Annotated in this window: 17 protein-coding genes and 2 pseudogenes; 12 read left to right on the top strand and 7 right to left on the bottom strand. The window is 70.6% G+C overall.

Going from position 1 to position 24,150, the window contains the following annotated elements; translation table 11 throughout:
• Nucleotides 1–222: 222 nt before the first annotated feature.
• Nucleotides 223–1,278, bottom strand: a complete 1,056-nt coding sequence (locus OHB56_RS36040; RefSeq protein WP_406358008.1) for an alpha/beta hydrolase — start codon at nucleotides 1,276–1,278, stop codon at nucleotides 223–225.
• A 491-nt stretch (nucleotides 1,279–1,769) separates the two neighbouring features.
• On the opposite strand from OHB56_RS36040, the gene OHB56_RS36035 reads away from it, so the two are divergent.
• Nucleotides 1,770–2,468 carry a TNT domain-containing protein gene (locus OHB56_RS36035; protein WP_326755912.1) on the top strand — a complete coding sequence of 233 codons (699 nt, stop codon included), beginning with the start codon at nucleotides 1,770–1,772 and terminating at the stop codon, nucleotides 2,466–2,468.
• A 13-nt stretch (nucleotides 2,469–2,481) separates the two neighbouring features.
• Nucleotides 2,482–2,757 carry a hypothetical protein gene (locus OHB56_RS36030; protein WP_406358006.1) on the top strand — a complete coding sequence of 92 codons (276 nt, stop codon included), beginning with the start codon at nucleotides 2,482–2,484 and terminating at the stop codon, nucleotides 2,755–2,757.
• 486 nt (nucleotides 2,758–3,243) lie between these two features.
• Here the strand turns inward: OHB56_RS36030 and OHB56_RS36025 are convergent.
• Nucleotides 3,244–3,408 (bottom strand): annotated as a pseudogene (locus OHB56_RS36025) (transcriptional regulator); the annotation flags it as partial.
• Between the two features lie 367 nt (nucleotides 3,409–3,775).
• Here OHB56_RS36025 and OHB56_RS36020 point away from each other — a divergent pair.
• Together OHB56_RS36020 and OHB56_RS36015 are read left to right on the top strand one after the other, a co-directional pair.
• Entirely contained in the window at nucleotides 3,776–8,395 is a 4,620-nt protein-coding gene (locus tag OHB56_RS36020) for an RHS repeat-associated core domain-containing protein (protein WP_406358004.1), read from the top strand.
• Between the two features lie 14 nt (nucleotides 8,396–8,409).
• Nucleotides 8,410–8,724: a hypothetical protein gene (locus OHB56_RS36015; protein WP_326755909.1), complete on the top strand. Its 315-nt coding sequence runs from the start codon at nucleotides 8,410–8,412 to the stop codon at nucleotides 8,722–8,724.
• 614 nt (nucleotides 8,725–9,338) lie between these two features.
• On the opposite strand, the gene OHB56_RS36010 is transcribed toward OHB56_RS36015, so the two are convergent.
• The 4 genes from OHB56_RS36010 to OHB56_RS35995 are packed head-to-tail and all read right to left on the bottom strand — an operon-like array spanning nucleotide 9,339 to nucleotide 13,945.
• On the bottom strand, nucleotides 9,339–10,697 hold the full coding sequence (locus OHB56_RS36010; RefSeq protein ID WP_406358002.1) for a GH1 family beta-glucosidase: 1,359 nt from the start codon (nucleotides 10,695–10,697) through the stop codon (nucleotides 9,339–9,341).
• A gap of 29 nt (nucleotides 10,698–10,726) precedes the next feature.
• On the bottom strand, nucleotides 10,727–11,566 hold the full coding sequence (locus OHB56_RS36005; protein WP_326757234.1) for a carbohydrate ABC transporter permease: 840 nt from the start codon (nucleotides 11,564–11,566) through the stop codon (nucleotides 10,727–10,729).
• A gap of 55 nt (nucleotides 11,567–11,621) precedes the next feature.
• Nucleotides 11,622–12,614, bottom strand: a complete 993-nt coding sequence (locus OHB56_RS36000; protein WP_406358000.1) for a carbohydrate ABC transporter permease — start codon at nucleotides 12,612–12,614, stop codon at nucleotides 11,622–11,624.
• Nucleotides 12,615–12,628: 14 nt separating this feature from the next.
• The gene (locus tag OHB56_RS35995) at nucleotides 12,629–13,945 is read right to left on the bottom strand and encodes an ABC transporter substrate-binding protein (protein WP_406357998.1); all 1,317 of its coding nucleotides are present in this window, start codon (nucleotides 13,943–13,945) and stop codon (nucleotides 12,629–12,631) included.
• A gap of 272 nt (nucleotides 13,946–14,217) precedes the next feature.
• Here OHB56_RS35995 and OHB56_RS35990 point away from each other — a divergent pair, with 272 nt between their 5' ends.
• Entirely contained in the window at nucleotides 14,218–16,059 is a 1,842-nt protein-coding gene (locus OHB56_RS35990; RefSeq protein WP_406357997.1) for a coagulation factor 5/8 type domain-containing protein, read from the top strand.
• A gap of 151 nt (nucleotides 16,060–16,210) precedes the next feature.
• Here the strand turns inward: OHB56_RS35990 and fusA are convergent, their stop codons facing one another.
• Nucleotides 16,211–18,319: an elongation factor G gene (gene fusA, locus OHB56_RS35985; RefSeq protein WP_406357995.1), complete on the bottom strand. Its 2,109-nt coding sequence runs from the start codon at nucleotides 18,317–18,319 to the stop codon at nucleotides 16,211–16,213.
• Between the two features lie 627 nt (nucleotides 18,320–18,946).
• Here fusA and OHB56_RS35980 point away from each other — a divergent pair.
• The 7 genes and pseudogenes from OHB56_RS35980 (at nucleotide 18,947) to OHB56_RS35950 (ending at nucleotide 23,887) form a co-directional block, all read left to right on the top strand.
• Nucleotides 18,947–19,450 (top strand): RNA polymerase sigma factor, encoded by a 504-nt coding sequence (locus OHB56_RS35980; RefSeq protein ID WP_406359284.1) that lies wholly within the window; start codon nucleotides 18,947–18,949, stop codon nucleotides 19,448–19,450.
• Nucleotides 19,447–20,265: a zf-HC2 domain-containing protein gene (locus tag OHB56_RS35975; protein WP_326755902.1), complete on the top strand. Its 819-nt coding sequence runs from the start codon at nucleotides 19,447–19,449 to the stop codon at nucleotides 20,263–20,265. Before OHB56_RS35980 ends, OHB56_RS35975 begins: the two co-directional genes overlap by 4 nt.
• Nucleotides 20,262–21,095 carry an ABC transporter ATP-binding protein gene (locus OHB56_RS35970; protein ID WP_406357993.1) on the top strand — a complete coding sequence of 278 codons (834 nt, stop codon included), beginning with the start codon at nucleotides 20,262–20,264 and terminating at the stop codon, nucleotides 21,093–21,095. Before OHB56_RS35975 ends, OHB56_RS35970 begins: the two co-directional genes overlap by 4 nt.
• Complete coding sequence (locus OHB56_RS35965) at nucleotides 21,092–22,495, top strand: hypothetical protein (protein WP_406357991.1); 1,404 nt, start codon at nucleotides 21,092–21,094, stop codon at nucleotides 22,493–22,495. The genes OHB56_RS35970 and OHB56_RS35965 overlap by 4 nt, the downstream gene beginning before the upstream one ends.
• Nucleotides 22,492–23,067, top strand: coding sequence for a hypothetical protein (locus tag OHB56_RS35960; RefSeq protein WP_326755899.1), 576 nt, complete (start codon nucleotides 22,492–22,494; stop codon nucleotides 23,065–23,067). The genes OHB56_RS35965 and OHB56_RS35960 overlap by 4 nt, the downstream gene beginning before the upstream one ends.
• 127 nt (nucleotides 23,068–23,194) lie before the next feature.
• Nucleotides 23,195–23,427 (top strand): annotated as a pseudogene (locus OHB56_RS35955) (transposase); the annotation flags it as partial.
• A gap of 58 nt (nucleotides 23,428–23,485) precedes the next feature.
• Nucleotides 23,486–23,887, top strand: a complete 402-nt coding sequence (locus tag OHB56_RS35950; protein ID WP_326755898.1) for a hypothetical protein — start codon at nucleotides 23,486–23,488, stop codon at nucleotides 23,885–23,887.
• Nucleotides 23,888–24,150 lie beyond the last annotated feature (263 nt).

The following is a 24,150-nucleotide window of genomic DNA, read 5'->3' as shown; positions in this document are numbered from 1 at the left end:
GGGACCGCATCGCGACCATCGCGACCGGGTGGTTCGGGCGCCCCGGGCGGGCTAACGACCGGACGGGGCTGGACAAGGGCCAGACGGAGGGCCGGACAAGGGGCCGGCGCGGCCCGTCAGCGGACTGTCGTACGGAGCGGGCTTCCCTCCCCGTGCGGCCCACGGACTTCGCAGGGGCGGTTCCGTGCGTCGGTGCGGTCGTCGGACTCTACGGGGCGGGGGTCAGCTCTCGACCCGCAGCGCACCGAGCAGCATCGGCAGTGAGGTGTGCAGCTCGCGTTCCCAGTAGGCCCAGCCGTGAGTGCCCGGTCCGTAGAAGCGGGTGGTGACGTGCTTCGCGCCCACCCGTTCCAGTTCGGCGGCCAGGGCGTGGTTCTGCCGGTTGAAGTCGGCCTCGAGCGCGCTGGTGCTGCCCGGTGGGTCCAGGGGGCCGGTGGTGCCGTCGCCGCAGGACAGGTAGACCGGGATCGACCTGAGGCGCTTGGCCAGGTGGAACGGGTCGTGCGCCGCCCAGATGCGGCGCTGCGCCACCGGGTCGCCCCAGACGCGCAGCGGGTCGTCGCCCTGGCCGGCGAAGAAGCCCATGATGCGGTCGACCGACTCGTCGTTCAGCAGGGGGTGGACGGAGCCGGAGTACGCGGCGGTCGCCTTGAACATGCCGGGGTGCCGGGCGGCGTACTGCAGGGCTCCCTGGCCGCCCATCGACAGCCCGGCGACGACACGGTCGCGGCCGGCGGCCCAGTCCCGCTCCAGGAGCTGCCGCAGCTCGACGGTGTGGAAGGTCTCCCACGCGGGGTCGCCGCCCCGGCCGTGGTTCCACCAGTCGCTGTACCAGCCGTTCCAGCCGGCCTCCGGCATCACCACGAGCACGTCGTCGCGCAAGCTGTCGATCCCGGCGACATCGGTCAGGCTCGTCCACGAGGTGTAGTCGCCGCAGCACCCGTGCAACAGCCAGAGGGTCGGCCAGTGCTGACGCCGGTCGCCAGGGTCCCAGCCGTCGGGGGTGAGGAGCCGCACCTTGACGGTACGGCCGCCCAGGGCCTGTGAACGGACCGACAGATCGACCTGCCGTTCGGCGACCTGGGTGACCGCGACGACCTCGGCCCCGCCACGCTGTTTCGCGGGCCGGGCGGTGTCGGCGGTCCCGTCCACGGCGAGGGCAGGCGCGCCGGTGGCGAGCGCCGGTGCGGTCGGCGCGAGGACGACGAGCAGCAGGACCGCGAGGACGACCGGGAGGCCGGCTCGAGGGTGCAGGACGGCGGTCACGTGCGCGATCACGGCGGCTCCCCGCGGTTCGGTTCCTCACTGCATGAACGGTGCGACCGGACTGGGCCGGTGCCTGCCGGTCGGGATCGTCGACCGTGGCCCCGCCTCATGGTGACATCCCTGCGGACGGCCCGACAGTGCACGACCGCCGGTGGGAGCGGTTGTCGACGTCTCTCCCGGTCTCTCCTGCTCTTCGCTTCATCCGCTTGCCCGCCGGGAGCAGTTGAGCGGCGGAAACGAGCACCCCACGACGGTCCGGTCCGCCTTTTCCGCGTCGTCGGTCACGAGACCGCGTGTCCTTGCCGTCACGCGATCGTTGATCTCCACGTCGAAACGCCGAACCGGCCGGGACGGCCACCTCCTGACTGCGGACGCCGGGCGACAACGCCCCGACAACAGCGGCCCTGGCATGCGCCACCGCCGCTCTTCACCTTGCCATTGCGCGCCCCAGCGGGTGGCCTCGTACGAGCCAGGGCGCCCCGAAAAGCACCGGAGTGCAACACGTGAAGAACCGCTCACGCGCCGCCCTGTCCGCCCTGACCCTGCTCCTGGCCACCGCGCTGTCCCCGACGACCGCGACCGCCGCGACCCCCGCAGCCGAGGAGCATCACCGGACGGAACAAACGGCCCCGCGTCCCGCCCCGTGCACCGGCGCGTACCAAGGCGACGCCCGGCTGGGTCCGGAGACCCTGCCCCGTCCCTGGGAGGCCCCGGTGGGGCCGCTGCTGAAGAACTACCAGCGCACCGGCGACCTCTCCCCCAGCGCGTTCCTGGCCAAGTACTGGAAGGACGAGGACCCTGAGGGACCGGCGGGGTGGAAGTACCCGCCCAACGACGGGTTCGCGGAGGTCAACGGGGAGGTCGACCAGCACGTGGAGGTCCTGGAGCCGGGTGAGGACCTGGACCGCTTCGGCTCCGAGTACGGCTCCTACCTCGCCCCCGCCGGCGACCTCTACGCCGAACGGGCGCTGCCGCCGCAGAACCTCAACACCCGCGAGCCGGATTCCCCGTGCGACTACCACCGCTACACCGTCACGCAGGCCTTCGCCGTCTGGCAGGGCGGCATCGCCCCCTGGTTCGAACAGCCCGGCGGCGGCCAGCAGATCAAGCTCGACCCCACCCTCCTCAACCCGGGCGACGGCGAGCGTCTGAACGTCAAGTGGCTCCTGGACCACGGCTACCTCGCTCACGCGGCGGACTGACCCGGGCCCGCCGGTGGACCGCGGCACGCTGCACACCGTCCTGCGCACCCTGGGCGTGCGGGACGGCCACTACTACATCGAGGGCGTGCACGAGCCCTCTCCCCTGCCGACCGACTTCCTCTACCTGCGCCGCTCCCGCACGGCCCCGGGCATGTGGGAGACCGGGGCCTACGAACGGGGCATCTGGGAGGTCGTCACCCAGCACACGCGGGAGGAATCGGCCTGCACGCACCTCCTGCGACTGCTGACCGGAGCCGGGAACCCACCCTCGGGCGGGGGCACCCCGTAGGGCGTCCATCTGTACGACGTACCAGGCGGGTTGCCCGGCACCGGTCTACCCTCGTTGCAGATCTCCGCGGTTCACCTGGGCGAGAAGCGGCGGTTCGGACTGCCCCTCGTAGCCGAGGTGGAGCTCCCGCCGCGCCCGGGTGGCCATGACGTAGTAGGACATCCGCAGTGCGGCGGAGGTCGGGTCGGTCGCGGCGTCCTCATGGGTGTCGGGGATGACGACCGTGTCGAACCCCAGTCCCTTGGCGCTCCGGCGGTGCACGATCACGATGCCGGGCCGACCGAGGTCGAGGTCGAGGTTGCGGTACTGCCCGTCCCTCGACTGCGATGCGTACAGTCGGGGCTTGAGCCGCGGTGCCCGTTTCCGGATGCTGCCGAGCAGGGAGAACTGGGTGTGCTTGGAAGCGGCGATCACCCCGATGCTCTTCTTGGGCTGCGTCTCGGCCAAGAGGACGAGCAGGTCCGCGACGCCCCGCCCGTGGAAGCGGTGCAGGCGTGAGCGAACGATCTCCCCGAACTGCGCCCGGCTCAGCCCCGTGTGCTCGCGCAGCGCTTGGACGACGGCCCCGAACGTCCGCAGGCTGTCCGACGGATCCGGTTCCCGTTCATACTCCCCGCCCGGCACCGCCGGTTCGACATGGTCGGTCGTCATTCGAGGCCCACCTCCAGGTACTCGCACACCAGCTCCCTCTGGGGAAACGCCCGGGGCGACTCAAAGGACACTCGTACAACCCACCCGCCACACCCGTACGCTGACGCGCCGTACAGACAGAATTTCCGTCGGCTGACAAGAGGTCAGCAGTGCCGCTCGAGCGTGCGGTCTTCGGTGTGCAGGCGGTAGTCGTCCGGGTCGAGGCCTATCGCCTACGGGTGCCCTGCAGGGCGGTCCCACGGCGCGTCGGAGAAGCTGACCGGCGAACCGCCGCTTGAGGAAGCCGAACTTTCCCCGAACTATTGTTCCTTGTAAGTTCACGTGTGCATACGGTGGTTGATGATGTGCGCGTGACGGGGGTTGCGGGATGGCGGGCCACAGGCCGACGGATTGGCATGTCCTGGACCTGGACAGGGACCCCACCCCCGGTGACCCGGAGCGGGTGCGCAGGCTCGCGAAGGTGCTGCACGACTTCGCCGACGATGTCTCCGAGGCGTTGCGCCTGGTCAAGGGCATGGCGGGCGAGGGCACGCTGGAGCAGTGGGCCGGCAAGTCGGCGACCGTGTTCAAGGAGGAGTTCTCCGGCGTCCCGAAGAACCTCAAGAAGCTGGAGAAGTCCTACGGGATGTGCGGCGACGCGCTCGCCGCCTACTGGCCGAGGCTGGAACGGGCGCAGGCGCTGGCGGACCGGGCGCTGGTCAAGGCGCGTGAGGCGCGTGCCGATCTGTCCTCGGCGCGGTCCCGGCTGTCGTCGGCGGAGTCGTGGGTGGGCCGGGCGGCGAAGGAGGCCGACCAGTACAAGGACGACCCCACCGGCAGCAAGTCGGACGCGGACAGGCCGGACGAGGCCAAGGTGCGGGCCGCGACGAGGGACGTGCGCAACGCGAGGTCCGCCGAGACCTCGGCCCGCGCGGACGTCTCGGACGCGCAGGACGCGCTGGCCGCGGCGAAGAAGATGGCCGCCGACGCGCGGAAGATGCGCGAGGAGGCCGCCCGGGACGCGAAGAGCAAGATCGACGAGGCCTCGGACGCCGGTATCCAGAACCGGTCGGTGTGGGGGGAGATCGGTGACTGGTTCACCGACAACTGGGACACCATCGTCGCCGCCTGCAAGGTCGTCGTCGCGGTCGTCGGCATCGTCGCCCTGATCATCGGCGGCCCGATCCTGGGCGCGATCGTCCTGATCGCGGCCCTCGTCGTCCTCGCGGACACGCTCTACAAGTACTCCAAGGGACAGGCGTCGCTATGGGATGTGGGGCTGGCGGCGCTGGACTGCATACCCGGCATGAAGGGCCTGACCTCCCTCGGCGGTCTTGCCAAGGGAGTGAAGGCTCTCGGCAGCACCGGCCTCAAGGGCATGGCCCTCGGCGTCAAAGGGCTCGGCCCGCGTCTCAAGGGCCTGGGCCGGCAGATGAAGAGCCTCTTCACCTGTGGTGACCCCATCGACATGGCCACCGGCCAGATGGTCATGTCGATCACCGACGTGGCACTGCCGGGTGTCCTGCCTCTGATCGTCGAACGCAGCCACCGCACCGGGGTGACGGCAGGAGGCTGGTTCGGGGCGAGCTGGACGTCGACCCTGGACCAGCGACTCCTGCTCGACGACGACGGCATCCGGTTCGTCGGGGCCGACGGCACGGTGCTGCACTACGCGGTTCCGGAGCCGAAAGAACGGATGAGACCGCTCGTCGGCCCCGACTGGACGCTCACCTGGGACGGTTCACCGGCTTCCGGCATCACGGTGTTCCAGCCCGAAACCGGTACGACGCTGCGCTTCCGGCACGTGCCGGGAGCGCGCGAGGCCGAACTTCCTCTGGTCGGCCTCGTGGACCGCCACGGCAACAGCATCGATCTGCACTACGCCCCGGACGGAGCCCCCTGCGAACTGGTGCATCACGGCGGGTACCGCATCGGTGTCACGACCGCGTCCGGCCGTGTGACCGCCCTCGCTCTCCTCAGCGCCCCCGGCCGACCACAGCTTCTGGCGTACGAGTACGACCACCACGGTCGCCTCACCGGAGTGGTCGATTCCTCCTCCCGTGCACAGCGGTACGACTACGACGAGCGGCACCGTGTCACCGGCTGGTGTGGCAGGGACGGGTACCGGTACGGCTACACCTACGACCACCGGGGACGTTGCGTCCGCGCCGACGGCGACGGCGGTGTGCTCGCCTACGCGTACACGTACGACGACGACACGCGCACCACCACGGCGACGGACTCCCTCGGGCACACGGTCACGTACACGTTCAACGAGGACTACCTGCCCGTCACGGAGACCGACCCCCTGGGACACGTCGTCACCCGGAGCTGGGACGAGCGAGGGCTCCTCGTCTCGCTCACCGACCAGCTCGGCCGCACCACGCGTTTCGGCCACGATCCCGAGGACAACATCACCGAGGTCGTCCGCCCGGACGGCGGGGTCGTTCGCCGGGAGTACGACGAGTACGGCCAGGTCACGAAAGTCGTGCAACCGGACGGCAGCACCTGGGAGTCGGTCTACGACGACCGGGGCAACCGTGTGGCCGCCGTCGACCCGCTCGGTGCCACGACGTCCTTCACCTTCGACGAGCACGGCGGACTCACCGGCATCACCGACGCCTTGGGCGGTACTCAGCAGAGCACCGTCAACAACGCCTCCGGTCTGGTGGTCGCCACGACGGACGCCCTGGGGGCGACCACCACCCTCGTCCGGGACGCCTTCGGCCGCGTCACCGAGCTCACCGATACGTTCGGACGGGCCACGCGGGTGGGCTGGACCCTCGAGGGCCAGATCTCGTGGCGGCGACGCCCCGACGGGACGATGGAGCACTGGTCGTACGACGCCGAGGGCAACCCACTGGAGTACCGCTCCTCGAACGGTCGCCGCACGACATACGAGAACACTCACTTCGATCTCTGCACGATGCGGGAGGACGCGGACGGGACGCGGGAACACTTCGAGTACGACACCGAGCTGAGGTTGCTCAGCGTCGCCAACGCGGCGGGGCAGACCTGGAGCTACACCTACGACGGTGTCGGCCGGCTGGTGTCCGAGACCGACTTCGAGGGTCGTACATCGACCTACCGGTACGACGCGGCCGGCCAGTTGGTCGAGCGGACCAACGGGGCCGGTGAGAGCACGCGCTTCGACCACGACGCCCTCGGCAACGTCGTGACCATGGAGGCAGCCGGCATCACCACCACGTACGACTACGACCTGCTCGGCAGGATCGTCCGGGCCCGGAACGCCGACGTCGACCTGGTGCGTGAACACGACGCGACGGGCCGGCTGCTCGCGGAGTCGTGGAACGGCTGGGAAGTGCGGTCCGAATACGACATCGCCGGACGGCGCACCGGACGCAGAACCCCGAGCGGCGCGGTCACCAGGTGGTCGTACGAACTCGAACGGCGCACACTGGTGCAGCGGGCCGGCCGCCACGGCATGGACTTCCGGTACGACGTCGCGGGCCGCGAGATCGAGCGCGTGTTCGGTGACGTCGCGCGCCTCACGCACGAATGGGATGCGGAGCGGCTGCGCACGACGCAGCGGTTCTCGACGGGATCGGGCCAGGCCGGGCAGCGGGTCTTCCAGCACCGGCCGGACGGTGCCCTCACCTCGGTGACGGACTCCCGGCACGGTGAGCGAACCTTCGCCGTCGACCGGGCCGGACGGGTGACGGCCGCTCGGGGCGGAGCGGGCTGGGACGAGACCTACGGTTACGACGTCCTGGGCAACCTGACCGCCTTCGCCACTTCGGGGCCCGTGGACGACGACGCGCCGGGTCCCGGGGACCGCACGTACTCGGGGACCGTCATCGAGCGGGCGGGACGCACCTTCTACCGCCACGACGGCCAGGGACGGGTGGTCCGCCGGGTCACCAAGCTACTGTCGGGGGGCAGACGGGAGTGGCGCTACAGGTGGAATGCCGAGGATCAGCTCACCGACGTCCTGACCCCGGACGGCCGCCACTGGCGCTACGTCTACGACCCGGTGGGCAGGCGTGTGGCCAAGCAGCTGCTCGCGGACGACGGGGCGAGCGTCGTGGAGCAGGTCTCCTTCTTCTGGGACGGTGACCGGCTCGCCGAACAGACGGACGGAACCGTCAGCACCTCGTGGGACTGGATCGACGGCCCGGTCCCGGTCAGCCAGCGCGAACGCGCGGTCGGCCCCCTGGGGCCGGACGCGGGGCAGAACGAGATCGACGAGCGTTTCTACGCCATCGTCACGGACCTCCTCGGCACACCGACGGAACTGATCGACGCGAGCGGGAACCTGGCGTGGACACAGTCTTCGACCCTATGGGGCGTACCCGTGCCGTCCGGCGACCACCCGGCCGACTGCCCGCTCCGGTTTCCCGGTCAGTACTTCGACGAGGAAACGGGGCTCCACTACAACCATCACCGCTATTACGAGCCGGGCACCGCTCGATACCTGAGCCCCGATCCCCTGGGGCGGACGCCCGCGCCCAACCACTACGCCTACGTGAAAAATCCGTTGCAGTGGAAGGATCCACTGGGGCTCAAAGCGCCCTGCACGGTGGACCTCTACCACGGCACCTTGGGCCAGCACGCCGACAACATCATGGCGAACGGAATCGACATCCATGCGTCGACCCGGAAGATGGACTTCGGCCGAGGCGGCTTCTACGTGACCAATGATCCACGGCAGGCATTGGACTGGGCGAACAAGCTGGCGGACCGCAACAGTGGTGTGCCGGCGGTAATCCACTTCAAGGTCCCCAAGGCCGAACTGGACAAGCTGGGCAGCAAGATATTCAATGGCCCGGGCGACGAGGTGGCCGACTTCATCCGGCATCATCGCAGGGGAGGGGCCATGCACAACCACGAGATGGTGGAGGGACCGATGCTCCTCAACCTCCAAGGATTCCTGAGGGGAGGGAAGCCGCCGGTTCTCGAAGGCCACCAGATCGCCATATTCAGTGAGCGCGCCGCCGAGTTGTTCTCCAACTCGATTCATCGAAGGGTGGGCCCCCCGACATCATGACAGAAGAATTTCTCATGCGTCTCGACGAAGGAATGCTCGCATACTTCCGAGACATCGCGGATGAAATGGTGTCACGATTCGGAGTATCCCGTTCCGAGGCCGTGGCGAGAATCAACGAACGCTACGAGAAAGCCGAGATTTCACCCTACCCCGACCTCATGTGTCACGAGTTCCCGGAGTATTGGGCATACGGCCTCTACTACTACCCGGACGCGGCGGGCCGTCTGCCCTCCGGCGACGAGGACGAGGACGAGGACATCGATTTCTCCGCGCTGAAGGTGCGCCCCGTACCCGCACCCGGATCGCCGGCCTGGACACTCCGGGAGTGAGTCTGCGGGGTCACGCGCGTGAGCGACACCCCGCTCGGTCCGTACCGCGACCCGAGAGCGGTGGGCAGAAGACGGGAGGCCGGAGTCCCTCGGGCGGCGCACGACCGCGGGAGCGGGCGTCCCTGTGGGCACCGGGGGTCTGCCGGATGCAGGGAGTCGATGCATGAGGAGCGGGCGCTCACCCGGGGGAACCGCGGCCCCGCGGGCCGCCGTCGTGGACTTTCCCGACCTTGCCCCGCTCGACGGCCTGGACCGGGCGTGGAAGCGGAGCCTGAACCCGGTACACGCACTTCGCGGGAACCCTGACCGCGGACGGAACCCGGCTGCTGCAGACCGACCAACGGGGCAGGCACGATGAGGAGCTGGCCCGGGGCGTTCTGGCCTTCGCCCGGGGCACCGGAGGTGCCATTTCCCCCTCGGAGTACCGGCACTTCCAACCCTTCTCCAGGACAAGATCGAGGACCGCCTGCCAGTCCTCCACCGAGGCATTCGGGACCCGCGCGTCCGGCAGCGACCCCATCAGGTCCGGGTCGAAGAAGCACTTCACGTCATCCCACAGCAGATCAGCCCTGGGCGGCAGGCGGAACGCCGGACGTGGGTGGTAGTCCAGATGGTCAGGCCGCCCGCCGTATCCGGTCTCCGTGGCCGCGGATGATGTCCGCGTACCGGTGGCCGGAGCCCTTGATGGTGCGGGTCTGGGTGGCGTAGTCGACGTGGACGAGGCCGAAGCGTTTGTCGTAGCCGTAGGCCCACTCGAAGTTGTCCAGCAGGGACCAGGCGAAGTAGCCGGCGAGCGGGGCGCCCTTGCGGGCGGCGGAGGCGCAGGCGGCGAGGTGCTGCTCCAGGTAGTCCTGGCGCTCCGGGTCGTCGATCGTGCCGTCGGGGCGGACCGTGTCGGGGAAGGCGGAGCCGTTCTCGGTGACGTAGAGCTTGCGGGCGCCGTACTCGTTCGTCAGGCGCAGGAGCAGTGTCTCGATGCCGCTCGCGTCGATCTCCCAGTCCATGCCGGTGCGCGGCACGTCGGCGCGGCGGACGGTGGCGGCGTGGGGGGCCGGGCCGTCGGGGTCGGCCGTCACCACCTGGGGGAAGTAGTAGTTGAGGCCGAGCCAGTCGAGGGGGGCGGCGATGGTCGCCAGGTCGCCGGGGCGCTCCGGGAGGTCGACTCCGTAGACCTCGCGCATGTCGGCGGGGAAGCCGTGGCCGTGCACGGGGTCGAGCCACCAGCGGTTGGTGTGGCCGTCCATGCGGGCGGCGGCGGCCAGGTCCTCGGGGCTGTCGGTGGCGGCGTGGATCGTGGAGAGGTTGTTGACGATGCCCACCTGGGCGTCGGGGGCGGCGGCGCGGATGGCCCGCGCGGCGAGGCCGTGGCCGAGGAGCAGGTGGTAGGAGGCGCGGACGGCCGCCGTCAGGTCGGTCAGACCGGGCGCCATCGTGCCTTCCAGGTGGCCGATCCAGGCCGAGCACAGGGGTTCGTTGAGGGTCGCCCAGTGGTGCACGCGGTCGCCGAGGCGTGCGGCGGTCGCCGAGGCGTACGCGGCGAAGTGCTCGGCGGTGTCGCGCTCCGGCCAGCCGCCGCGGTCCTGGAGGACCTGGGGCAGGTCCCAGTGGTAGAGGGTGACGGACGGGGTGATGCCGGCCTCGAGCAGGCCGTCGGTCAACCGGTCGTAGAAGTCGAGCCCCTTGACGTTGACCGGGCCGTCGCCGCCGGGGACGATCCGGGGCCAGGCGAGGGACAGGCGGTAGGCGTTGGTGCCGAGGCGGCGCATCAGGTCGATGTCCTCGCGCCAGCGGTGGTAGTGGTCGCAGGCGGTGTCGCCGTGGTGGCCGTTGTCGATCGTGCCGGGGACGCGCGCGAAGGTGTCCCAGATCGACGGCGAACGGCCGTCCTCGGCCACAGCTCCCTCGATCTGGTACGCCGAGGTGGCCGTGCCCCACAGGAAGTCCTCGGGGAGGGCGGCATAGTCGATGGCCACAGAAGTCCTTTCGGGTGCGGGGAAGCTGGTCACTTGACGGCTCCCGCCGTCAGGCCGGCGACGAGGTAGCGCTGCAGGAGCAGGAAGCCGGCGACCACGGGGATGCTCACCACGAGCGAGGCCGCCATGATCTGGTTCCAGTACACGTCGTGGAGGGTGGAGTAGCCCTGGAGTCCCACGGCGAGGGTGCGGGTGGTGTCGTTGGTCATCACCGAGGCGAAGAGGACTTCGCCCCAGGCCGTCATGAAGGCGTAGACGGCGACCGCGACGATGCCGGGGACCGCGGCCGGGACGACGACCCGGAAGAGCGCGCCGAGCGGGCCGCAGCCGTCGACCAGCGCGGCCTCGTCGAGGTCGCGGGGCACCGAGTCGAAGTACCCGATCAGCATCCAGATGGAGAACGGGAGGGAGAACGTCAGATACGTCAGGATCAGGCCGCCGCGCGAGCCGAACAGGGCGATGCCCGTGGCGTTGCCGATGTTGACGTAGATGAGGAACAGCGGGAGGAGGAAGAGGATGCCGGGGAACATCTGCGTCGACAGCACGGTCACGGTGAAGACGCGCTTGCCGCGGAAGTTGTAGCGGCTCACCGCGTAGGCGGAGAAGACCGCGATCACCACCGAGCAGACGGTCGCCGCGCCCGCCACGATCAGCGAGTTCACGAAGTACCGGGCGAGCGGGACCGTGGACCAGATGTCGATGTACGGGCGGAACGTCAGCTCGCTCGGCAGCCAGCGGAACGTGCCGGTGACGTCCGCGAGCGGCTTCAGCGAGCTGGAGACCATGACGTACACCGGGATCATCACGAAGCCGGTGAGCAGGGTGAGGAAGATCCGCCGGAACCACAGGAACGAGCGGGGCGGGGCCATGGGCGATGCCGGGGAGGTCGAGGTCGCCGGCGGCACTCGGACCGCCGTCGGTGAACTAGCCATGTGACGGCCTCCGTCGGCGCGAGGTGAAAACGAGGTACACGCCCGTCACGACGAGCAGGAACAGCAGGAGCAGGACGGACATCGCGGAGCCGGTACCGAAGTTCCAGGTGACGAAGGACGCCTGGTAGATGTGGACCGAGATGAGGTCCGCGGCCTCGGGGGCCGTTCTGCCGAACAGGACGAACGGCGTGTTGAAGTCGTTGAACGTCCACAGGAACAGGACCAGTACCAGTACCTGGTTGACCGGGCGCAGCGACGGCAGGGTGATGCGGCGGACCTGCTGGATCATCCCGGCGCCGTCGAGGGCGGCGGCCTCGTACAGCTCGCGGGGGATGTTCTGCAGGCCGGCCATGACGATGAGGAAGGCGAACGGCCAGCCCTTCCACACGGAGACGGTCAGCAGGGCGAAGAAGCTGTTGTCGCCGATCAGCCAGAAGGACGGCTTGTCGGTGAGGCCGAGCTGGTCGTGCAGGACGTGGTTCACCAGGCCGTTGTCGTGCTGGAACATGAACACCCAGGTGATGACGGCGGCGTAGACCGGCAGCGCGTACGGCACCAGGAACAGGGCGCGGAGCAGGCCGCGGCCGCGGAAGGTGTCCTGCATGAAGATCGCGGCGGCGGTGCCGATGAGCCAGCACAGGCCGACCGACAGCACGGTGAAGGCGAGGGTGACGAAGAAGGAGTGGAGCAGGGCCTGGCCGACGGGGGCGTCGAAGTCGACCGACACCTTGTAGTTGTCGAGGCCGGCCCAGGGGGCGGCGCCCCAGTCGCGGATGTAGAACTGGGTGAGCTCCTTGAAGCTCATCACGATGCCGATCACCATCGGCACCAGGTGGACGAGGAGTTCGAGGAGGAGGGCGGGCAGGAGGAGCAGGTAGGGCAGTCCGATGCGGCGGATCCGCCCGGTGCGGCGGCGGGGGCCGTGCTCCGCACCGGGGGAGGTCTTCCGTGCGGCGGCCTCCGCCGCGGGGGCAGTGGCGGTCATGGCGGTGTCCGGGCTCACTTCTTGGGCATCTGCTGCTGGGCCTTGGTGAGGGCGGCCTCGACCGATGCGGTGGTCACCTCGCGGCCGTTGGCGGCGTCGGCGAACAGCTCCTTGACGGCCGTACCGACGGCGGTCTCGAACTGGGACTCGTCGGGGACCTGCGGGAGGGCGACGGCGCTCTGGGCGAGGGTGTCCTTCAGGACGGAGTTGGCAGGGGAGTTGAAGGCCGCGTCCTCCTGGGCCGCCTTGACCGGCGGTATGGAGCTGTAGGCCGTGTTGAGGATCTTCTGCTCGGCGTCGCTGGTCATGAACTTCACGAAGTCGGTGGCGCCGTCGATGTTGTCGCTGTTCTTGAAGACGGCGAGGTTGATGCCGGCGACCATCGAGTTGACCTGCTTGCCCGCGCCCGGGGTGCCGGACTGCACGGGCACGGAGGCGATGCCGTAGGAATCGTCGGCCATGCCCTGGGACTTGAGGTTGGCGGACGCGGACTGCCAGAGCAGCATCGCCGTCTTGCCCTTGGCGAAGTCGCTGACGGACTGGTTCTGGGCGTACTCGGCGTTGCCCGGAGCGATGATCTTGTCCTTGGCCATGAGGTCGACGTACTGCTTGACCGCGGTGACGGCACCGTCGTTGGTGAAGTCGGGTTCGCCGTCGGCGGTGAAGAAGTCGGCGCCGTGCTGCTGGGCGAAGACGAAGGCGTGGTGGATGTTCTCGGAGGGGTTCGAACCCTCCATGCCGATCCCCCACTTGCCGTCCTTGGAGACCTTCTTGCCGGCGGCGACCAGCTCGTCCCAGGTGGCGGGGGGCGCGTCGACACCGGCGTCGGCGAGCATCTGCTTGTTGTAGTAGAGGGCGTACGCCATCGAGTACAGCGGTACCGCGGCCGGGTCCTGGCCCTCGGTGCCGGTGGAGCCGAGGGCGGAGTCGACGAAGCGGTCCTTGCCGCCGATCCTGTCGAAGGCCTTCGCGTCCCACGGCATCAGGGCGCCGGTCGCCTGGAGCGAGGCGGACCAGGTGTTGCCGATGTTGAGCACGTCCGGTCCCTGGCCGGAGGTGGCCGCGGTGAGGATCCGGTTCAGCAGGTCGGACCAGGGCACCACCTCCACCTTGACCTTGATGCCCGTCTGCTTCTCGAACTTGTCCAGCTCGGGCTGGAGCACCTTCTTGTCGATCTCGACGCTGGCGCCCTGGTTGGAGGCCCAGTAAGTGAGCTCCTTGGGCGAGTCGTTGGACCCGCCGTCCGTGGTGGATCCGCCGCCGCAGGCCGTGGCGGTGAGTGCGAGAGACAGGATGACGGCGCCTGTGGCCGCGGCTCGGATGCTGCGCATGGCTTCTGGTGTGCCTTTCCGCGAGGGCAGAGGTGCGAGGAGAGTGCAACGGAGACGCAAGGAGGACTCAGGGGGACGCCGGGGAGGCGACTCATGACTTAATTTAGGACGTGAGTTAAACCCTCCGAAGGGGCGGCGTCAAGGGTTTGGACGGAGTCGCCCAACTCTCGCCGCACCTCTTGACTCATCTGTTCCACGGATGAACCATCAGCGGCGAGAGAGCGCTCCCACCTCCCCCACACCGTTCACTTCCTGAACCAGGAGAGCCGCCCATGACCTCCGACTCCCCCTCCGCCCAGCCGCCCGCCGACGGCCCCCGCGCCGCCGTCCGCCGCCGGGCCGTGCTCGGAGCCGCAGCCGCCGTACCCGTACTGGCCGCACTGACCACCACCGCCTCCGCCGCGCAGACCGCCCCCACCGCGCCGGCCGCCCCTGACGCCGCGAAGAAGCGCGGGAAGCAGAGCCGGCTGCAGGCCGGCGGCGATCTCGGCCCGAACGTGATCGTCTTCGACCCGTCGACCCCGGGCATCCAGGCGAAGCTGGACGAGGTCTTCGCCCGGCAGGAGGCGGACCAGTTCGGCCCGGGTCGCTACCAGTTCTTCTTCAAGCCGGGCACCTACCACGGGCTCAACGCCCAACTGGGCTTCTACACCTCGATCTCGGGCCTCGGACTCTCCCCCGACGACACCACCATCAACGGCGACGTGACGGTCGACGCCGGTTGGTTCGACGGCAACGCCACGCAGAACTTCTGGCGTTCGGCGGAGAACCTGGCCCTCGTCCCGGTCAACGGCACCAACCGCTGGGCGGTCGCCCAGGCCGCCCCGTTCCGCCGGATGCACATCCGCGGCGGCCTCAACCTGGCGCCCGCCGGCTACGGCTGGGCCAGCGGCGGTTACATCGCCGACAGCCGGATCGACGGCGTGGTCGGCCCGTACTCGCAGCAGCAGTGGTACACCCGGGACAGTTCGGTCGGCGGATGGACCAACGCCGTGTGGAACATGGTGTTCTCGGGTGTCGAGGGCGCCCCCGCGCAGAGCTTCCCGGAGCCGCCGTACACCACGCTCGCCCGGACACCGATCTCCCGCGAGAAGCCGTTCCTGTACCTGGACGGCGCCGGCTACCGCGTGTTCCTGCCCGCGCTGCGCCGCGACGCACGCGGCGTCACCTGGGGCAGCGGTACTCCGCGCGGCACCTCACTGCCCCTGGACCGTTTCTACGTGGCGAAGCCCGGCGACTCCGCGGCCACCCTCAACCAGGCGCTCGGCCAGGGCCTCAACCTGCTGCTGACACCGGGCATTTACCACATCGACCAGCCGATCCGCGTCAACCGGGCGGGCACCGTCGTCCTCGGTCTCGGCTACGCCACCCTGATCCCCGACAACGGCGCCACCGCCCTCCAGGTGGCCGACGTCGACGGCGTACGTCTGGCGGGCTTCCTCGTCGACGCCGGACCGGTCAACTCCCGCACCCTGGTGGAGATCGGCCCGAACGGAGCTTCCCGCGACCACTCCGCCGACCCGATCACCGTCCAGGACGTGTTCATCCGGATCGGCGGCGCGGGCCCCGGCAAGGCGACCACCAGCATGGTGATCAACGCCCGGCACACCATCGTCGACCACACCTGGATCTGGCGTGCCGACCACGGCGAGGGCGTCGGCTGGGAGACCAACCGCTGCGACTACGGCGTCGTCGTCAACGGCCACGACGTCCTGGCGACCGGTCTGTTCGTGGAACACTTCAACAAGTACGACGTGCAGTGGAACGGCGAACGCGGGCGCACGATCTTCTTCCAGAACGAGAAGGCGTACGACGCGCCGAACCAGGCCGCCATCCAGAACGGCCCGCTCAAGGGCTACGCCGCGTACAAGGTCGGCGACCGTGTCACCACCCACGAGGGCTGGGGCATGGGGAGTTACTGCTACTACAACGTCAACCCGACGATCGTGCAGCACCACGGCTTCGCCGCCCCGAACCGCCCGGGTGTCCGTTTCCACCACCTGCTGGTCGTGTCGCTCAGCGGCAACGGGCAGTACGAGTGCGTCATCAACGACACCGGCGCGCCCACGTCGGGCACGAACACCGTGCCGTCGAAGGTGGTGTCCTACCCCTGATCCCGGCGTCCGGTGCCCGGTGCCCGCTCCGACCGGCGCCGGCGGTCGCGGCGGGCACCGGTACCACGCCGGTGGCGGGCCCTCCCGGATGAGTGACCGGGAGGGCCCGCCGTCCGTACGCACCGCACGTACCGGCTACCGGATGTACCGGCTACCGCGCGGACGCGGGCGAGGGCTTCGACGCCGGTGCCGGCGCCGGGGCGTACCCGGTGGGGCGGGCGGTGAAGGTGCCGCGGCCCTGGGTGCGGCTGCGCAACCGGGTCGCGTAGCCGAACAGTTCGGCCAGCGGCACGGTGGCGGTGACCGTCGCGGTGACGGCCGTGCCGCCCGTCCGGGTGTCCGAACCGGTGACCCGGCCGCGGCGGGCGGCCAGATCGCCGAGCACCCCGCCCACCGCGTCCTCGGGCACGGTGACGGTGACCTCGACCACCGGTTCCAGCAGCACCGTCGCGCAGGCCCGCAGGGCGTCCCGCAGACCGAACCGGCCCGCCGTGCGGAACGCGGTGTCCGACGAGTCCTTCACATGGGTGGCCCCGTCGGTGAGCGTGACGCGCAGACCGGTCACCGGATGACCGCCCAGCGGCCCCTCGGCCAGGGCGTCCCGGCAGCCGGCCTCGACCGCACGGACGTACTCCTGCGGCACGCGCCCGCCGACGACGGCCGAGCGGAACTCGAACCCGGAGTCCGGGGTGTCCAGCGGCTCGACGTCGAGTACGACGTGGGCGAACTGTCCCGCCCCGCCGTCCTGTTTGACGTGCCGGTACACGAAGCCGGACACCTCACGTCCGACGGTCTCCCGGTAACTCACCCGGGGACGGCCCACGTCGACGGCCAGTCCTTGGTCGCGCCGGATCTTCTCCACCGCGACCTCCAGGTGCAGTTCACCCATGCCGGACAGCACCGTCTGGCCGGTCTCCCGGTCGGTCCGCACCACCAGTGAGGGGTCCTCCTCGACGAGCCGCGCGAGTGCCGACGCCAGTCGCCCGGTGTCCGTGCCCCGGAGCGCCTCGACCGCCACGGAGACGACGGGCTCGGCGACACCGGGAGGTTCGAGGACCAGTGGGGCGGACGGCGTGCACAGGGTGGAGCCGGCACGCGCCGACTTCAGCCCGACGACGGCGACGATGTCCCCGGCGACCGCCCGGTCCAGCGGGGCGTGCCGGTCGGCCCGGACCCGCAGGATGCGGCCGATGCGTTCGGTGCGGCGTGCGGTCGCATCCCACACGGTGTCTCCCTTCTCGATCGTTCCCGAGTACAGGCGCAGGTAGGTCAGCCGTCCGGTGGCCGTGGCGTTCACCTTGAACGCGAGGGCGGCCAGGGGTGCCTCCGGGTCGGCGGCCCGTTCCCGCTCACCGCCGTCGTCGTGCGTCCCGCGCACGGGCGGCACGTCGAGCGGCGACGGCAGGTAGGCGAGGACGGCGTCCAGCAGCGGTTCGACCCCGCGGTTGCGGTAGGCCGAGCCGCACAGCACGACGACGCCCTCACCGCTGCGGGTGAGGTCGCGCAGGGCGGCCGTGAGCGTGCCGGCGCCGAGCGAACCCGCGGCGCAGAACTCCTCCAGTGCGGCCGGATGCAGCTCGGACACGGCCTCCTCGAGGAGCCGGCGCCGACGGTTCGCCTCCTCTCGCAGGTCGTCCGGCACAGGGCCTTCGTGGGCGGCCGCGGCAGTGTCGTCGTCGGTGTCGTCGTCGGTCCAGGTCAGGGCACGCAGGCGCACCAGGTCGACGACGCCGGTGAAAGCGTCCTCGGCACCGATGGGCGACTGCACGACCAACGGCACCGGGTGCAGCCGTTCACGGATCGAGGCGACGGCGGCGTCCAGCTCGGCACCGGCACGGTCCATCTTGTTGACGAACGCGATGCGCGGCACACCGTGCCGGTCGGCCTGCCGCCACACCGACTCGCTCTGCGGCTCCACTCCGGCGACCGCGTCGAACACCGCGACCGCGCCGTCGAGGACACGCAGCGAGCGCTCGACCTCGTCGGCGAAGTCGACGTGCCCGGGGGTGTCGATCAGGTTGATCCGGTGACCGTCCCAGGCGCAGCTGACGGCGGCGGCGAAGATCGTGATGCCCCGGTCGCGCTCCTGCGGGTCGAAGTCGGTGACGGTGGTGCCGTCGTGGACCTCGCCCCGCTTGTGCGTGGTGCCGGTCGCGTACAGGATCCGCTCGGTGACGGTGGTCTTGCCGGCGTCGACGTGGGCGAGGATGCCGAGGTTGCGGACGGCGGCGAGGGGGTTGGCGTGCCGGAGGTTGCGCATGGCCCGTGGCCTTTCGGTGCTCTGTGACAGGGCAGCGCGATTCCCGGACGAGACCCACGGTCGACAACGGGGACACATGAGCGTCCGAGAACCGTCGTCACCACGTGAATTGACTGGTCGTCAATAACCCTGTCCCGTCACGGCATCCGGTACCGGCCGCGCAGCGGGCACCGGACGGCCGAGGACACGAGGAGCACCTCGGAGCGGACGGACCGGGTCCGGAGAGCTGCTGCGGCGGTGTGGTCACGCATGGCCGGACTCCCCTCACGGTCTCGCACGCGCAACCCCCCATCGAGGCAGCTCCTGCTCGTTGCCGAGTGTAGGGAGGGGTGGGCGGGTGGAGCCACGGCTTTTCACGAGGGACGAGGCCGGCGTCCGGTCCGCGAGCGACGGCTCCCGGCGCAGCAGGTCCTGCCGCACCCGCCCTCTTCGGCGAGACCGTCCGGACCGGCGAAGCCACCGTTGCGTGACGGCGAAACCTCAGTCGAGTGGAACCCGCGGGCTCTCCCCCATGTGTCGGGGGTCACGTCGGGGGGAAAACCTGCGGCCCGGCTCGGGCGTCTAGCGGGTGTGAGATCAGTCAGAGCAGCGTTGCACGAGGTGGACGAGGAGCGTCTCGTCCGGCTGGTGGCAAAGGGCGACCGTGCCGCGTTCGAGGAGTTGTACCGGCGTACGTCGCCGTGGCTGGCGGTGCGGCTGCGCCGCCGGTGCGCGGACGAGCAGATCGTCGCGGAGGTCATGCAGGAGACCTACTTGGCGGTGTGGCGCGCGGCGGGGGCGTTCGCCGGGGCCGCGGTCCAAGGGACGGCCGCTGGTTGGCTGTGGGCGATTGCGGCGCGCCGCCTGGTCGACGCGTTCCGGCGCAGGGCTCACCATGCGGAGCCGCCGCCGGCCGCCGCCGTGCCCGACGCGGCGCCCGCCGCCGAGGAGGAGGCGCTCGCGGCGACCGTCGGCGGTGATGTCGGGGACGCACTGCGGTGCCTCGCGCCGGAACTGAGACAGGTACTGCAGGCCATGGTGCTCGACGGGCTGTCCGTCCGGGAGACCGCGGTCCTGCTCGGACTGCCCGAGGGCACGGTCAAGACCCGTGCCCGCCGGGCCCGGATCGCGATGCGGAGGGCGCTGGCGTGAATGTGGAACATGCGTCGATGCGGATCATCGAGGGGTACGCCCGCGGCGGCACGGACCTCGCCGCCGACGAGGTGTGGGCCGTCGAGGCCCATCTGGAGGCGTGCCGGGTGTGCCGTGACCGGCTGTCTGCCGCTGTCGGTGCCGAGGTGCCCGCCGTGGCGTCGCTGGTCGACGCCGTGTGGTCCGGCCTCGAACCCCGGCTGGCGGTCACCGCCACGATGCCGCGCGGACGGCGCCGGCCGGCGCGGCTGTCGAGGTGGATGACACCCACGATGGTGCCGTGGCTGGCCATGGTCGTGAGTGTGACGCTGCTGGCCCTGCTGCTCGACCTGGGCGACACCGGTTCGGGCGAGGTGTCGCTGGTGCTGCTGTTCGCGCCGGTCCTGCCCGTGCTCGGCGTCGCGGCGTCCTGGTCGCGCGGTCTGGACCCGGCGTACGAACTGACGGCCTCGGTGCCCAGGGCCGGGCTCCCTCTGGTGCTGCGGCGCACCGCGTCCGTGCTCGGCGTGGTCGTCCCCGCGCTGCTGGTGGGCGGATGGGCGACGGGGGTGATGGTGGCTCAGTGGCTGCTGCCCTGTCTGGCCTTCACGGCGGCGACGCTGGCACTCGGCGGTGTCGTGGGTGTGACCCGTGCCGCCGTCGTGCTGGCCGCCGTGTGGGCCGCCGTGGTCGTGGCGCCGACCCTGGCCACCAGCCGTACGACCTTCGCCCTGCAGACGGGCGGTCTGCCCGCGTGGGGGCTGCTCCTCGCACTCGGTATCGGGGTCGTGATCGCCCGCAGAGGCGCGTACTCCGTGCTGGGAGTCCATCGATGACCATCGGAAAGGAACACCGCATGAAGTCCGCCGTGAGCGCGGCCGACATCGCACCGACGGCCTACGCCTGGGAGATCCGGGCCACCGGGCTGAAGGTCAGGGTCGGCAGGAAACGCATGGCCGTCGACGGCCTCGACCTGTCGCTGGGCACCGGCGTACACGGACTCCTCGGCCCCAACGGGGCGGGCAAGACCACCCTCATCCGGACCCTGGCCACCGTGCTGCGCCCCACCGAGGGCACCCTGGAGATGCTCGGCGAGTCCGTGGGCGGCATGGGCGAGCACCGTGCGCTGCGCCGCCGGATCGGTTACCTGCCGCAGGAGTTCGGCTACTACAAGCGCTTCACTGTGCGCGAGTTCGTCGAGTACATGGCGTGGCTGAAGGAGGTGCCGAAGGCGGAGATCCCCGCGGCGGTGCAGCGCGCCGTGGAGCGGGTGGGTCTGGCGGACCGCGCCGACGAGAAGCTGAAGGCCCTCTCGGGCGGCATGGTGCGCAGGGTCGGCATCGCCCAGGCCATCGTCAACGACCCGACGATCCTGCTGCTGGACGAGCCGACGGTCGGCCTGGACCCGGCGCAGCGGCTGCGCTTCCGCGAGCTGCTGCAGGAGCTGGGTACGGACACCTGCGTGCTCGTCTCGACCCATCTGGTGGAGGACGTCGCCGCCGCCTGCACCGACGTGGTGCTCCTCGCCGAGGGCCGGCTGGTCTTCCAGGGCACCCCGGACGAACTGGCCGCGGCGGGCGGCCCCGAGCACGTGGGCGACAGCCCCCTGGAGCGCGGCTACTCGGCGCTGCTGCAGGATTCCGACCGGGAAAGGGGCACCTGGTGAACCTCCGCGTTCTGCGCATCGAGCTGAGGCGCTCCGTCGCCCCGTGGGCCGGCGCCGTGGTCGTCACGAGCGCGCTGGCGTTCCTGTACCTGGTGGACGCCTCGTGGTGGAGGGGCACCACGGCGTGGACGGCCCAGTGGACGTCCCTGGCGATGTGGACCCGCAGCCTGCTGTTCTACCTGTGGCCGCTGGCCGTGGGGCTCGGGGCGCTGCAGGGCCTGCGCGACCACCGCTCGAGGATGCCGGAGCTCCTGACGACCACGCCACGGCCCGCCTGGCACCGCGCGGCCATGCTGGCGGGCACGACGGCGATCACCCTGGCCTCGGCCTTCGCGCTCCTCATCCTCGTGGGCGGCGTCCAGGTGCTCGCCCGCACCGAGTACACGCACCTCGGATGGCTGCCGATCTCGCTGGTGGGGGCGCTCTTCCTCGTCGCGGGTGCGGTGCTGGGCATGGGGGCCGGGCGGGCCCTGCCGTCCGTACTCACCCCGCCCGCGCTGGCCATGGGCGCCTTCGTGTTCACGGCCCTCATGCACATGTCGTTGGGCCGGACGGAGACGACCACCGCGGCGGGGGTTTCAAGCACGGAGCCGAACCGGGTCTCCCTGCTGTCACCGGCGGTGGAGGAGGTGCGCGATGTGCTCGTCACGCTCTCTGCCTCCGTGCACGTCGGGCAGACGATCTGGCTGCTCGGCCTGGCCGCGACCGGCTTCGCGCTGCTGGTCGCCACGACCCGGCGCGCCCGGCTGGTCGCCCTGACGCCCGTCCTGGCGGGCGCGGTACTCGCCCTGCTCGTCCTCCCCTCCGACCCGCGCCGGATGTACGTCCTGGACGAGGCCGCCGCGGAGCTGGTGTGCGACGGCCCGGTGTGCGTGACCAGGACGCACCGGGCACGACTCGCCGACCTCGCGGGGCCCGGTAAGGAAGCACTGCGCCTGCTGCACGGCGCCCTGGGCGACCGGGCACCGGTCTCGGTCCGGGAGAACACCGCCGTCCTGCCGGACGGCGCCATGCCGCAGTGGTCCGCCCAGACCGTGCTCTTCGACTTCGACGACGGCGTCATCGCCGCCGCGAAGGGCGAGGAGCTGACCCGGGCCCTGATCGCCGAAGCCATGGTGCCGGGGTGCACCCCTGTGGGCTGGAGCAGTTGGGGGAGCGAGGATTTCGCGCAGGCCGTCGCGGTGGGCTGGGTCCTCGGGGACCTCAGGCCGCTTCCCGGCACGGAGTCGGCGAGGCTGCGCAGCGAGGTCGAAGCCGAGACCCGTCCGGTGTGGAAGGATCTCACGGCGCTGCCGCGGGCCGAGCAGCTCTCGCGGATCAACGCGATGCGCGCCGCCGCGCTCTCCTGCGAGGGCAGGGGCGACGCCTTCGACGCCCTGTCCGGCGGTGCGTCCCGGTGAGGTGGCTGACGCTGTACGCGCGCTCGCGTCAGGTGCCCGCGTCGCTCGCCGCGGTGGTGATCAGCGCGGTGGCGGCGTGGGCGCTCTCCCGGAGCGGGGGCGAGGAGCCCGGTGATCTGCGGCTGCCCGTGCTCGTCCTCGCCGCGGGGGCCATGGCGGTGTCGATCGGGCTCGGCGGACAGGACCTCGCGCTGGACCGGACGGCCGCGATCCGCTGGGTGCCCCGCAGAGCGGCGCACGTGCTGCTCGCCGGCGCGGTCGTCGGCACGGTCCTGCTGACCGTGCAGACCATGGGCGAGGACATGGCCACCATCGCGTTCGTCGTCCGGGACAGCGCGGGCCTGATGGGACTGGTCGCCCTGGGCGCGGCGCTCTCGGGCGGCCCGTACGCGTGGACGCTGCCGTTCGCCTGGCTTTCGTTCTCGTTCTTCGCCCCGCCCCCGACGAGTGTGCCGATGCAGGTGGCGACCTGGATGCTGCTGCCACCCGGCACGGCGGCGGGCACCTGGACGGCCCTGGTCCTCACAGTCGCCGGCACCGCGGCCTACGCCGTCGCGGGACCGAGACGGTAACCGGAACCGGGCCACGGCCGTGATCGTGCGCGACCCCGCCCTCGTGAGCGCTCCGATCCCGCCGCGGCGCTCACGAGGGCGGGAGCAAATCGCGGCAGGTCACCGGCCGGTGAGCGTTGGACAGGCTCAGCCCTACCTCTGCAAGCCGCGCAGCCCATGGCAGCGTGGCACCGACGAGAACACAACCGGCTGCTGCGGCAGTACCTCGCCAAGGGCGCGGACCTCCGCACGTTCAGCCAGGCCGACCTGGACTCCCTCGCCCATGAGCTCAACCATCGTCCGCGAAAGACCCATGGACGTCGCACTCCGGCAGAGGTCTACGCTGATCTCCTGAACAGCGGTGACGCGCCGACCACTTGAGTTCGCCATCGTTCGACGACGGCTGGGGTCGGATCCGTCCACAGGAGCGGGGAGCAGCATGGCCGATCCGGCCTACAAGCGGGTGTCGACCGACCAGCAGTCGACCTACCGTCAGAACCTCGTTCTTGCCGAGGCCGGCGCCTCCAGCCGCCTCCACCCGCTCCAGCGCATGAAGTCCGGCGAGTTGCTCACGTACGCGCGGCCGGGCGACACCGTGCACGTCTCCGAGATGTTCCGCCTTGTGCGAGGTACGCGAGGTACGCGGCACATTCTCGACGTGCGGGACGTCCCGCACCAGGACCGCCTCACCCTGCGCATCCACGACGGCGCGTTCTCGGCAACAGGACTCACCGCATGCCACCCGCGCACCGGAGCGCTGCTGTCCACCGTGAAGTTCATGGTGCAGACCCACGCGGCCGCCGGAGGACTCCATCGGGACCTCCAGCGGGAACCGACCTAGCGCCGGACCCGATCACCGAGTCGAGACTGACTCGCTACCGGTTTCCCGCCGACGAAACGGTGCGGGGGCTCTGTATGCGGACGCCGTCCGTGACCCGGATCCGCAGCAGATCACTGCCGAGCCGAGTCGGGGCCTGAACGACCGGGCGTACCCCCTGCGCCATCCGATGCGCGGTGAGGGAACGGCTCGGTTCATGGCCGGCCGTGCCGCCGGGATGAGCGTCCTGACCATCCTCTTCGAGCCCGCCGCCCAGTAGTACCACC

It is taken from the genome of Streptomyces sp. NBC_01635, from assembly GCF_045209715.1.
GTDB lineage: Bacteria > Actinomycetota > Actinomycetes > Streptomycetales > Streptomycetaceae > Streptomyces > Streptomyces hirsutus.
Note: the sequence above shows the minus strand (reverse complement) of the source record. Positions and strands in the feature narration are given on the sequence as shown.